Below are 11,655 nucleotides of genomic sequence, written 5' to 3'. Positions count from 1 at the left end.
GCTTATTTAGTGGCCATTGTCTATTTCTGTCAAAAAGTTTTTTTCCAAATGAAAAATTTTCTTATATAATCATAGTTGTTACATAATAAGGCTCCGGGTGGTGGAACAAATGAAGATGACGTATATGATTGGAATTCTACTTGTTTTTGCCTGGCCCTTATATTATCTCTATGAGCTCCAGCTAGGGGCGGTTTCGTTTCTGCTGCTGGCGATTTTTTTTCTGGTGGTCTCGGTCAAAGAGACGAAAAAGCTGCGATTGAATAAGGAAATGAATCCAGAGAGGCAGAAAAGGCAAAAAATCAAGCGAAACAACAGATAGAACTAGCATAAACGGTAGGAATTTGTTTATAATGAAGAATATGTTATTTTGATAGAAAAGTGGAAGCGCCTTGCTCAGGGGCGACAAGCATAAGACGAGCCGGCGAGAAGGTTGTTCTTTAACCTTCTTGACGGATTGGCTTATGACCTAGAGCCCCTAGGCGCTGGAACTAGACAAGGACAAATGCCCGTTATTCACTCTATTAGAGTGTTAAATAGAGAAAGGAAGTGCCAATATTGAGTTTAGCACAATACTCAAAAGAGGAATTAAAAGAGCTTTCCCTTATTGAAATGGCTTTTGAATTTTTAAAAAATACCAAGCAGCCGATTTCATTTCATGAATTAGTAAAAGAGATTTCAGCTGCTGCCGGTATTTCGGAAGAGGAAATACGGTCAAAGCTTGCGCAATTTTACACTGATATTAATATTGACGGCCGTTTTCTATCGTTAGGGGAAAACCGCTGGGGACTTCGCGTTTGGTATCCGGTTGATACGCAAGAAGAAGAAGTTGTTACAGTTGTGAAACCGAAGAAGAAAAAGGCGAAGAAAGTTGTCGACGAGGATGAGCTTGACGATTACGATGAGATCGATGAAGAGGAATACGATGATCTCGACGATTATACCGACGATGAGGATGAAGTTCTTGAAGATGAAGATGTCTTTGATGAGCTTGACGACGTCGATGAGCTTGATGAGGATGAAGAGGTCATTGAGGACGATGAGGAATTTGAACTCGACGATGAAGAACTCGATGAGGACCTGGACGAAGATGAGGATGAATTAGCAGATGAGGATGAGGACTTGAAATAGTCTTGACTTTTCATCGCCACCCTTGTATTATCTTTTTTGGGCTCCTTAAAAAAGGAACGATTCAATTTTTGATGATATGCGCTCCCTTACATTATGTAAGTGGAGCGCTTTTTTGTTGTTTTTAGGGGTAAAAAAGTTTCACTTCCCCGTCAACCAATCACCTTAGGGTAAGGCGAATTTTTTTTGAAAAATGCCTTAAACTATCTGGATAATGTACAAACTGTAAATATGAGGGGGAATCATTTATGACAAAGTATATTTTTGTAACAGGCGGCGTAGTATCCTCGCTTGGAAAAGGGATTACTGCAGCATCTTTAGGACGTTTATTAAAAAATCGTGGATTGAACGTAACGATTCAAAAATTTGATCCGTACATCAACGTCGACCCGGGAACCATGAGTCCGTATCAGCATGGTGAAGTGTTCGTAACGGATGACGGTGCGGAAACAGATTTGGACCTAGGCCACTATGAGCGTTTCATCGATATTAACTTAAACAAGTATAGCAATGTAACGACCGGAAAAATTTATTCCAGCGTGCTGCGCAAAGAGCGCCGCGGCGATTATTTAGGCGGAACGGTTCAGGTTATTCCGCATATTACCAATGAAATTAAAGACCGCGTATTCCGTGCTGGCAACGAAACGAGTGCGGATGTGGTTATTACCGAAATCGGCGGAACAGTTGGTGACATTGAATCACTGCCATTCCTTGAAGCCATTCGTCAAATTAAAAATGATGTCGGTCGTGACAATGTTCTTTATGTTCACTGTACATTGATTCCGTATATCAAAGCAGCTGGTGAAATGAAAACCAAGCCAACACAGCACAGTGTAAAAGAACTTCGCAGCCTTGGAATTCAGCCAAATATTATTGTCGTTCGTACGGAAATGCCGGTTTCACAGGATATGAAGGATAAAATTGCCTTGTTCTGTGATATTGATTCAAAAGCAGTAATTGAGTGCCGTGATGCGGACACGCTTTACTCTGTACCGCTCGCACTTCAAGAACAAAACATGGACCAAATTGTCTGCGATCACTTGAAATTGGTGACTTCGGAACCGGATATGACCGAGTGGAATGCATTGGTGGATAAGGTTCTTCACTTATCAAGCAAGACTCGAATTGGCCTCGTCGGAAAATATGTGGAGCTTCAAGATGCGTATATTTCCGTTGTCGAAGCGATGCGCCATGCCGGTTATGCGTTTGATGCAGATGTAGAAATTAAGTGGATTAATTCTGAAGATGTGACAGCTGAGAATGTTGCTGAGTTATTGAGTGATGTTGATGGTGTTCTTGTTCCTGGCGGCTTTGGTGACCGCGGTATTGAAGGGAAAATCGAAGCGACCCGCTATGCACGTGAAAATAAGAAGCCGTTCCTTGGAATTTGTTTAGGTATGCAGCTGGCAACAGTTGAATTTGCCCGTAATGTTCTTGGACATAAGGGTGCACATTCTGCTGAGTTTGTTCCAGATACTGATTATCCAATTATTGATTTACTTCCTGAGCAGAAGGATGTTGAGGATTTAGGCGGTACATTGCGTCTTGGTTTGTATCCGGCACGTCTTGTGGAGGATACGAAGGCGTCTAGTGCTTATGAAGAGAAAGTGATTTATGAGCGCCACCGTCACCGTTATGAGTTTAATAATCAATATCGTCAGGAGATGGAGGAGGCAGGTCTTGTGTTCTCCGGAACAAGCCCTGATGGCCGATTAGTGGAGATTATCGAGCTGAAAGATCATCCTTGGTTCGTGGCATCCCAGTTCCACCCAGAGTTTGTTTCAAGACCAACTCGTCCACAGCCGCTTTTCCGCGACTTTATTCGTGCGACGTTGAAATAAGTTTTTTTGGACCATTCCTTGTTGTAGGGAGTGGTCCTTTTTTGTGGGGGAAGGGTTGTGGTACGTACTTTCCATTTGGAGGTTTTTACTTTCCGGTTTGTATGAAATACTTCCCACTTCACTTGTTTTATGGACAAATACAATGAAAATGCCAGGCAAAAGCCTGGCGAAGGTAACTTTCTATCCTAATTAAAGATGGATTTACTAGATTTCGTTCAATAAAATACTATTTTTGAAAAGGAATTTGTGTTTACTTTCCAGTTTTCCGATAATACTTTCCGCTTTTGGAAAAATACTCTCCGGTTCCATCAAAATACTTTCCACTTTAAAAGAATCCGACCAAAACTACTCCTCATATTCCCCTAAAATCTCATCAATCGTAAACTTCAAACCATAATAGACGAACAATCCGGCCATCGAAGACGGATATCCGTAGCGTCCGCCAAATTCATCGGGAAGCAGCGCCTTTTTCATCCCCAAATCAATATGAACATCCGCTAGTTCTACAAGCGGTCCCGCTTCCTCCCCCACACTTGAAACCGCGACAAACGGAATTCCTTTTTCCTGAAGCACTCCAGCAAGCGTAATGGCCGCCTCATCTGCTGAAGTTCTTGTAAAAATTAACACGCGGTCCGCATCGGTTACCGAAGTCAAATTACCCAGTACTTGGGCACTCTTAAGCGGCTCCGCACCCTCCAAGGCTTCAAACTCTACCGCCTTCATCTCACGAAATCCGACAAGATAGATGGTTCCATCGCCAACAGGTGCCTGGGCCAGCAATCGTGCCCCATCCTCAAAGGAAAACTCTTCTTTTTCATCAATTTTTTTAAACAAACCCGTTAATTGAGTAGTAAACATTTTTAACATAAAAACCCTCCTTTTAGCACTTTCATTATAGACTTTTTTGCATAAATGCAAAAATAACAATTGATATTAGCAGGAATTTCAAAATAAATGTAGAATTATATATGGAATTGAACTAATATATAGTATTTAAAAGGAACACATCAAACGGGAAGAGGTGGAGTTATGAAAGAGAAAATATTAATCGTAGACGATCAATTTGGAATTCGAATTTTACTTAATGAGGTATTCCAAAAGGAAGGGTATCAAACTTATCAGGCAGCGAATGGCATCCAGGCCCTTGATATTGTAAACAAGCATGACCCAGATCTCGTTCTCTTAGATATGAAAATCCCTGGTATGGACGGAATTGAAATTTTAAAAAGAATGAAAGTGATTGACCCGGAAATTCGCGTCATCATCATGACCGCTTATGGTGAATTGGACATGATTCAAGAAGCGAAGGATCTTGGGGCCATCACTCATTTTGCGAAGCCCTTTGATATTGATGACATCAGGGCTGCAGTGAAGAAACACATGCCGCAAAAAGCGAATTAAGCCTATTATTATACTGAAAAAACTGTACTACTATTGTTTGCGCTTTCATTATGACAGTTTTAAAAATTGGGATAGATTGATGGTAATTCCTCCTTCTTTTTGATATGATACATATGAACTTTTTCTGGTAGTCAAATCTTTTCGAAACATACATAATCCTTAAAATAGAGGGAAAACCTTTATATGGAAGTCTATTGCGAAAAGATACCAGCCTAAATTAAGGAGGAAGAAAAATGCCTTTAGTTTCTATGACCGAAATGCTCAAAAAAGCAAAAGCAGAAGGCTATGCTGTTGGGCAATTTAACATTAATAACTTAGAATTTACTCAAGCTATTCTTCAAGCTGCTGAAGCAGAAAAATCACCGGTTATTCTTGGTGTTTCTGAGGGTGCAGGACGTTATATCGGCGGGTTCAAAACTGTTGTAAAAATGGTAGAAGGACTATTGGAAGATTACAATGTTACCGTTCCTGTTGCGATTCATCTTGACCACGGCTCTAGCTTTGACAAATGTAAAGAAGCAATCGATGCAGGCTTTACTTCTGTCATGATTGACGCTTCTCATGATCCATTTGAAGAAAACATCGCAACGACTACTAAAGTGGTTGAGTATGCTCATTCAAAAGGTGTTTCAGTTGAAGCTGAACTTGGAACAGTTGGCGGTCAGGAAGATGATGTTTCCGGCAGCATTATTTATGCGGATGCAAATGAGTGTGTGGAATTAGTGAAACGTACTGGTATTGATTGCCTTGCTCCTGCTTTAGGTTCTGTTCATGGTCCTTACAAAGGGGAACCAAACCTTGGATTTAAAGAAATGGAAGAAATTGGAAACCTTACAGGTGTGCCATTAGTTCTTCATGGTGGTACTGGAATTCCAACAAAAGATATTCAAAGATCGATTTCGCTTGGAACAGCGAAAATTAATGTAAATACAGAAAACCAAATTGCTTCTGCGAAAGTTGTTCGCGAAGTATTAGCTGCAAAACCAAATGAATATGACCCACGTAAATACTTAGGACCTGCACGCGATGCCATTAAAGAAACCGTTATTGGCAAAATGCGTGAATTTGGTTCCTCTCAAAAAGCTTAATTCTTGTATACCCTTGAAATAGGCTATTGAAATAGTGTACGATTGTCAATGAAAGCGAAACCGCCCTTCCTAAAGAGGGCGGTTTCAGTGTGTTCGACAAAAACTGAAAATTTTGCCGAAATTCATCGAAAAATTGGAGGGAAACGTTGTGAAATTTTTTATTGATACAGCAAATCTAGATGAAATCCGTGAAGTACATGAGCTTGGTTTACTTTCAGGTGTTACGACAAATCCAACACTTGTCGCAAAAGAAGGAAATATTTCATTTCCCGATCGGATTAGAGAAATTGCCAGCCTTGTTCCTGGTTCTGTAAGTGCAGAAGTTATTGCCCTTGATGCAGAAGGGATGATTCGTGAAGGGAAAGAACTTGCAACCATCGCACCAAATGTAACAATTAAAGTTCCAATGACACCTGATGGGTTAAAAGCGGTTCATGCTTTCTCACAAGAAGGCATTAAGACAAATGTAACATTGATTTTCAATGCTAATCAGGCACTTCTAGCAGCTAGAGCAGGAGCTACATATGTTTCACCATTTCTCGGAAGATTGGATGATATCGGTCAAGTGGGACTAGACCTAGTTTCACAGATTGCTGAAATCTTTGCTGTACACGGTCTTGAAACCGAAATTATTGCAGCATCCATCCGCAACCCAATTCATGTGACAGAAGCGGCTTTAAGAGGGGCACATATTGCGACAATTCCATATAAAGTATTGATGGGCTTATTCCACCACCCATTAACCGATAAAGGAATTGAAGCCTTCTTAAAGGATTGGAATGCTCGTTCTAACGCGTAATTCGGCAAAATTTCCAGTAATTTGATGTAACTTTTTTTAATATTAATACATGAAAATAGAATTTTCGTGTAAACTAGAGGATAGACAAGCTGTCGAAATATGCTTATTGTTATTGGAAAAAATTACCTAAAGCCGTTATTGGCATTAATTAAAATATGTCGACCCATGTGTAGGACGTGAGAAAGGCTTAGAAGGGAGTCGAAAATGGAAAAGCTAAAGATTGCGGGCGGTTACCCACTTCGTGGTACCGTAAGGATTAGTGGAGCCAAAAACAGCGCTGTTGCCCTTATTCCAGCGACGATTTTGGCGGAATCACCAGTAACCATTGAAGGATTGCCACATATTTCGGATGTAGACATTCTTAAAGACTTGCTCGAAGAAATTGGCGGAAAGGTTGAGCTGTCTGAGGATGAAATGACCATCGATCCATCGAAAATGATCTCGATGCCACTGCCAAACGGGAAGGTTAAAAAGCTTCGTGCATCCTATTATTTGATGGGTGCGATGCTGGGCCGCTTTAAAAAGGCAGTTATTGGGCTTCCAGGAGGCTGCCATCTAGGCCCGCGCCCGATTGATCAGCATATTAAAGGGTTCGAAGCATTAGGTGCTAGTATCACGAATGAACAAGGCGCCATTTATTTACGGGCGGACGAGCTCCGCGGTGCACGGATTTATCTTGATGTCGTCAGTGTCGGCGCAACGATTAATATCATGCTTGCAGCCGTTCGCGCAAAAGGGCGGACCATCATTGAGAATGCGGCAAAAGAGCCGGAGATTATTGATGTTGCAACTCTTTTAACCAATATGGGTGCGAAAATTAAGGGTGCTGGAACCGATGTGATTCGGATTGACGGTGTTGACAGTCTTCACGGTTGCCGTCATACGATTATTCCTGACCGGATTGAGGCGGGGACTTATATGATTTTAGCTGCCGCGGCTGGCGACGGGGTTCTCATTGATAATGTGATTCCGCAGCATTTAGAATCATTGATTGCCAAGCTTCGAGAAATGGGTGTTGAAATCGAATCCGGTGATGATCAAGTGTTTGTCTCGGGTGCTTCTAATCTAAAGACGGTGGATATTAAAACCCTCGTCTATCCTGGATTTCCAACCGATTTGCAGCAGCCGTTTACTACGCTATTAACAAGGGCCACAGGTTCGAGCGTTGTAACGGATACCATTTATGGTGCCCGTTTTAAACATATTGATGAGTTAAGAAGAATGAACGCCAATATTAAAGTAGAAGGGCGTTCGGCAATCATCAACGGTCCTGTTCAGCTTCAGGGGGCGAAGGTGAAAGCAAGCGACTTGAGAGCAGGGGCAGCTCTTTTCATCGCTGGTCTGATGGCGGAAGGAATTACTGAGGTAACCGGGCTCGAGCATATCGACCGCGGCTACAGTGAACTTGTCGAAAAATTAAACGGCTTGGGCGCTACGGTTTGGCGTGAAGCGTTAACGAAGGAAGAATTAGAACACCATAAGAATACATGATTTTTAAAAAATAGTTTTTTCGGCCATTGGAACAAGAAACTTACAGTACTAGTACACAACTTAGGCAGCTCTCGGGTGAGAGAATTGGGGGATGGAACTGATGGAAAGAAGTTTATCAATGGAACTTGTCCGTGTAACAGAAGCAGCAGCACTTGCTTCCGCTAGATGGATGGGCCGCGGAAAAAAAGACGAAGCAGACGGTGCTGCAACAACAGCAATGCGTGACGTGTTTGACACCGTTCCAATGAAGGGAACCGTCGTTATTGGGGAAGGCGAAATGGACGAGGCACCGATGCTTTATATCGGTGAAAAACTTGGAAATGGTTATGGACCCCGTGTGGATATCGCAGTCGATCCGCTTGAAGGAACCAATATTTTAGCATCAGGCGGTTGGAACGCCCTTGCCGTTCTTGCGGTTGCTGACCATGGTAACCTTCTTCATGCACCGGATATGTACATGGAGAAAATTGCGGTAGGACCGGAAGCAGTTGGTCTTGTCGATATCAATGCATCTGTTCTTGACAATTTAAAGGCAGTTGCTAAAGCGAAAAATAAAGATATTGAAGACGTGGTTGCAACGGTTTTAAATCGTCCCCGCCACGAACATATTATTCAACAACTTCGTGAAGCCGGTGCAAGAATCAAATTGATTAATGACGGTGATGTTGCGGGAGCAATCAATACAGCTTTCGATAATACCGGCGTGGACATCCTATTTGGTTCCGGTGGCGCACCTGAAGGGGTAATCTCCGCTGTTGCCCTAAAATGCCTTGGCGGCGAGTTAATGGGAAAATTAGTGCCGCAAAGCGACGCTGAAATCGAACGCTGTATAAAAATGGGGCTTGATGTCAACAAAGTTCTTCGCATGGAGGACCTTGTAAAGGGCGATGACGCGATTTTTGCTGCGACCGGTGTAACGGACGGAGAATTATTGCGCGGTGTTCAATTTAAAGGATCTCATGGTTCTACTCATTCCGTTGTCATGCGGGCGAAATCAGGAACAGTCAGATTCATCGACGGCCGTCACAGCTTGAAAAAGAAACCGAATTTAGTCATTAAATAAAAATGATAGGGAGGCTGGACCCGCAAAGGTCTAGTCTCTTTTCTAAAAACTCCTCCTCTCTAAAATTTTCCAATTCCTAAATAATAGTTGATTAATTTTTCGCAAAGGGGGTACAATAGAAATTGTTTTAGACACAAAACTTTCTACAATTCTATTCATTTCTTCATTTACTTTCTCATCCTCCAATCACATATAACTCAAATTGGTGTGAAGAAAATCATAACAATTCCCCGCCGATTTTATTAATATTAATATAACCTGCGGACGAAAAAATCAAATAGAGTGGTGTACAAATGGACTTAACAATATCAAGTTTAGAAAACATGAAGCTGAAGGAGCTTTATGAGCTTGCGCGCGAGTATAAAGTGACCTATTACAGCAAATTAACGAAAAAAGAATTAATTTTTGCCATCCTAAAAGCTCGTGCCGAACAGCAGGGTTATTTTTTCATGGAAGGTGTTCTGGAAATTATCCAGTCAGAAGGATTTGGATTCCTCCGGCCGATTAATTATTCGCCGAGTTCCGAAGATATCTATATTTCTGCATCGCAAATCCGCCGCTTCGATCTTCGGAATGGTGATAAAGTTTCAGGTAAGGTTCGTCCTCCTAAAGAAAATGAACGTTATTACGGGTTATTACATGTAGAAGCTGTAAATGGGGAAGACCCGGAATCCGCGAAGGAACGCGTTTATTTTCCAGCGTTAACACCTCTGTATCCAAATAGACAGATGAAGCTTGAAACTACCCCAAAATCCCTTTCAACAAGAATCATGGATTTAGTTGCACCCGTCGGTTTTGGTCAAAGGGGCTTGATTGTTGCTCCGCCAAAGGCTGGTAAAACAATGCTGTTAAAAGAAATCGCTAACAGTATCACAACGAACCATCCAGATGTGGAATTAATTGTCTTGCTCATTGATGAACGTCCGGAAGAGGTTACCGACATTGAACGTTCCGTTGCCGGAGATGTTGTCAGCTCAACCTTTGATGAAGTGCCGGAAAACCATATTAAAGTGGCCGAGCTTGTGTTAGACCGCGCGATGCGCCTTGTTGAACACAAACGTGATGTCGTGATTTTGATGGATAGTATTACTCGTCTGGCTCGTGCTTACAACCTGGTGATTCCGCCAAGCGGAAGAACGTTATCCGGAGGTATTGACCCGGCTGCCTTCCACCGTCCAAAGCGTTTCTTCGGTGCCGCTCGTAATATTGAAGAGGGCGGAAGTTTAACGATTTTGGCTACAGCGTTGGTAGATACTGGATCACGTATGGATGATGTTATTTACGAAGAATTTAAAGGTACCGGTAATATGGAGCTGCACCTTGATCGTTCACTTGCTGAGCGCCGGATTTTCCCTGCACTCGATATCCGTCGTTCTGGAACACGGAAAGAAGAGCTTATTCTTCCAAAAGATCATTTGGATAAATTATGGGCGATTCGTAAATCGATGTCTGATTCACCAGATTTTGCCGAGCGCTTCTTGAAAAAACTAAGACAAACAAAATCAAACGAGGAGTTCTTTGCGCAGCTGGGCGAGGAAATGAAGTCCCGCCGTTCGTAGGGCGATTTTCAAAAGACAGTATGATTTTTAACACAGTTGATTGGAGCGGAAGACGCGAAGACTCCTGTGGGAGTACGGAACAGGGGAGACCCCGCAGGAGCGTAAGCGACGAGGAGGCTCCCCGGACCGCCCACGGACCGCTTGCGCCTGGAGCGGAAGTTAACTACAGTTTTTCCAAAAAATCCTTGCTTGCAAAAATAAACGCTCGTTGTTATAATGGGTACAGTGTGTTTTAAGTATTTCAGTGCCTGTTTAAGACAAGCACTTATGATAACTCTGTTTCGAAAGATTCAGGGCGGAAGGAGCTGAAAAAAATGAAAGCAGGAATTCATCCGAATTATAAAACAGTTAAGGTGACTTGTGCATGCGGTAACACATTTGAAACTGGTTCAGTAAAAAATGAGATCCGTGTTGAAACTTGTTCTGAATGTCATCCATTCTACACTGGTCGTCAAAAATTTGCTGAAGCTGGCGGACGTGTTGACCGTTTCAACAAAAAATACGGCCTTAAGTCACAACAACAGTAATTATGAACGCCCAAAACAGGCAAGAGAAATTTTACTTGCCTGTTTTTTATTGAAAAAATATAGATTTTTATTAGGTTTTGCTTTTAGGAAGGAGAGGCCGTTTTATGTATGTAATGAAACAAAGCGGATGGGTTGAGGTTATCTGTGGCAGTATGTTTTCTGGAAAATCAGAGGAATTGATCCGTCGCGTAAGACGCGCTCAATTTGCCAAGCAAAAAATAGCTGTGTTTAAACCAAAAATTGATAATCGCTACAGTGAGCAATCTGTAGTCTCCCATAATGGCTCTTCTTTTATTGCGAAGCCCATTTCCCACTCCATTGAAATTCTGCACCATATCGAGTCAGACATCGATATTATTGCGATCGACGAAGTTCAATTTTTTGATGAAGGAATTGTTCGCATTGTTCAGCAGCTAGCCGACAGCGGCCACCGTGTAATTGTCGCTGGCCTTGACATGGATTTCCGCGGTGAACCCTTTGGACAAGTACCAGCCATCCTCTCCATCGCTGAACACGTCACAAAACTCCAAGCCGTCTGCACCGTCTGCGGTTCCCCATCAAGCCGAACCCAGCGCCTAATCGACGGCCGGCCTGCATCCTACCACGACCCCATTATCCTGGTCGGTGCATCCGAGGCCTACGAACCACGCTGCCGTCACCACCACGAAGTCCCAAAAAACGCCTATCGTGAACAGGAAGAAGCAGCTTCAAAAATGTAAATATTTGTTTCGACAAAATTCGGGTGGTGCCAGGCACCACCC

Annotated in this window: 12 protein-coding genes; 11 read left to right on the top strand and 1 reads right to left on the bottom strand. The window is 42.5% G+C overall.

What is annotated here, in order from left to right:
* Window positions 1-109 precede the first annotated feature (109 nt).
* The 3 genes from RCG21_RS01805 (at window position 110) to pyrG (ending at window position 2,966) form a co-directional block, all read left to right on the top strand.
* Window positions 110-319, top strand: a complete 210-nt coding sequence (locus RCG21_RS01805) for a hypothetical protein (protein ID WP_133332905.1) — start codon at window positions 110-112, stop codon at window positions 317-319.
* A gap of 236 nt (window positions 320-555) precedes the next feature.
* Window positions 556-1,128: a DNA-directed RNA polymerase subunit delta gene (gene rpoE, locus RCG21_RS01800; protein ID WP_308912836.1), complete on the top strand. Its 573-nt coding sequence runs from the start codon at window positions 556-558 to the stop codon at window positions 1,126-1,128.
* Between the two features lie 245 nt (window positions 1,129-1,373).
* Window positions 1,374-2,966 (top strand): CTP synthase, encoded by a 1,593-nt coding sequence (gene pyrG / locus RCG21_RS01795; RefSeq protein ID WP_133332907.1) that lies wholly within the window; start codon window positions 1,374-1,376, stop codon window positions 2,964-2,966.
* Between the two features lie 345 nt (window positions 2,967-3,311).
* Here the strand turns inward: pyrG and RCG21_RS01790 are convergent, their stop codons facing one another.
* Window positions 3,312-3,833 (bottom strand): DUF2529 domain-containing protein, encoded by a 522-nt coding sequence (locus tag RCG21_RS01790; RefSeq protein WP_133332908.1) that lies wholly within the window; start codon window positions 3,831-3,833, stop codon window positions 3,312-3,314.
* Between the two features lie 162 nt (window positions 3,834-3,995).
* On the opposite strand from RCG21_RS01790, the gene RCG21_RS01785 reads away from it, so the two are divergent.
* From RCG21_RS01785 to RCG21_RS01750, 8 genes are all read left to right on the top strand, one after another.
* Window positions 3,996-4,367 carry a response regulator gene (locus RCG21_RS01785; protein WP_133332909.1) on the top strand — a complete coding sequence of 124 codons (372 nt, stop codon included), beginning with the start codon at window positions 3,996-3,998 and terminating at the stop codon, window positions 4,365-4,367.
* 233 nt (window positions 4,368-4,600) lie between these two features.
* The gene (locus RCG21_RS01780; RefSeq protein WP_133332910.1) at window positions 4,601-5,455 is read left to right on the top strand and encodes a class II fructose-bisphosphate aldolase; all 855 of its coding nucleotides are present in this window, start codon (window positions 4,601-4,603) and stop codon (window positions 5,453-5,455) included.
* Window positions 5,456-5,603: 148 nt separating this feature from the next.
* Window positions 5,604-6,254 (top strand): fructose-6-phosphate aldolase, encoded by a 651-nt coding sequence (fsa, locus tag RCG21_RS01775; RefSeq protein ID WP_026572660.1) that lies wholly within the window; start codon window positions 5,604-5,606, stop codon window positions 6,252-6,254.
* A gap of 204 nt (window positions 6,255-6,458) precedes the next feature.
* Window positions 6,459-7,745, top strand: coding sequence for a UDP-N-acetylglucosamine 1-carboxyvinyltransferase (murA, locus tag RCG21_RS01770; protein WP_133332911.1), 1,287 nt, complete (start codon window positions 6,459-6,461; stop codon window positions 7,743-7,745).
* A 100-nt stretch (window positions 7,746-7,845) separates the two neighbouring features.
* Window positions 7,846-8,808 (top strand): class II fructose-bisphosphatase, encoded by a 963-nt coding sequence (gene glpX / locus RCG21_RS01765; protein ID WP_026572662.1) that lies wholly within the window; start codon window positions 7,846-7,848, stop codon window positions 8,806-8,808.
* 293 nt (window positions 8,809-9,101) lie between these two features.
* Window positions 9,102-10,367: a transcription termination factor Rho gene (gene rho, locus RCG21_RS01760; protein WP_026572663.1), complete on the top strand. Its 1,266-nt coding sequence runs from the start codon at window positions 9,102-9,104 to the stop codon at window positions 10,365-10,367.
* A 314-nt stretch (window positions 10,368-10,681) separates the two neighbouring features.
* Window positions 10,682-10,894, top strand: a complete 213-nt coding sequence (gene rpmE / locus RCG21_RS01755) for a 50S ribosomal protein L31 (protein ID WP_133332912.1) — start codon at window positions 10,682-10,684, stop codon at window positions 10,892-10,894.
* A 104-nt stretch (window positions 10,895-10,998) separates the two neighbouring features.
* On the top strand, window positions 10,999-11,613 hold the full coding sequence (locus RCG21_RS01750; protein ID WP_133332913.1) for a thymidine kinase: 615 nt from the start codon (window positions 10,999-11,001) through the stop codon (window positions 11,611-11,613).
* The last annotated feature ends 42 nt before the right edge of the window (window positions 11,614-11,655 follow it).

Origin of the sequence: Bacillus salipaludis, assembly GCF_030938565.1 — a bacterium.
Lineage (GTDB): Bacteria > Bacillota > Bacilli > Bacillales > Cytobacillaceae > Neobacillus > Neobacillus salipaludis_A.
This window is presented reverse-complemented; position numbering and strand designations above follow the sequence as displayed.

What these genes read in the sequence shown, in the direction of transcription:
- RCG21_RS01805 (WP_133332905.1), top strand. Translation starts at nt 110, where the DNA reads ATGAAGATGACGTATATGATTGGAATTCTACTTGTTTTTGCCTGGCCC.
- pyrG (WP_133332907.1), top strand. Translation starts at nt 1,374, where the DNA reads ATGACAAAGTATATTTTTGTAACAGGCGGCGTAGTATCCTCGCTTGGA.
- RCG21_RS01790 (WP_133332908.1), bottom strand. Translation starts at nt 3,833, where the DNA reads ATGTTAAAAATGTTTACTACTCAATTAACGGGTTTGTTTAAAAAAATT.
- RCG21_RS01785 (WP_133332909.1), top strand. Translation starts at nt 3,996, where the DNA reads ATGAAAGAGAAAATATTAATCGTAGACGATCAATTTGGAATTCGAATT.
- RCG21_RS01780 (WP_133332910.1), top strand. Translation starts at nt 4,601, where the DNA reads ATGCCTTTAGTTTCTATGACCGAAATGCTCAAAAAAGCAAAAGCAGAA.
- murA (WP_133332911.1), top strand. Translation starts at nt 6,459, where the DNA reads ATGGAAAAGCTAAAGATTGCGGGCGGTTACCCACTTCGTGGTACCGTA.
- glpX (WP_026572662.1), top strand. Translation starts at nt 7,846, where the DNA reads ATGGAAAGAAGTTTATCAATGGAACTTGTCCGTGTAACAGAAGCAGCA.
- rho (WP_026572663.1), top strand. Translation starts at nt 9,102, where the DNA reads ATGGACTTAACAATATCAAGTTTAGAAAACATGAAGCTGAAGGAGCTT.
- rpmE (WP_133332912.1), top strand. Translation starts at nt 10,682, where the DNA reads ATGAAAGCAGGAATTCATCCGAATTATAAAACAGTTAAGGTGACTTGT.
- RCG21_RS01750 (WP_133332913.1), top strand. Translation starts at nt 10,999, where the DNA reads ATGTATGTAATGAAACAAAGCGGATGGGTTGAGGTTATCTGTGGCAGT.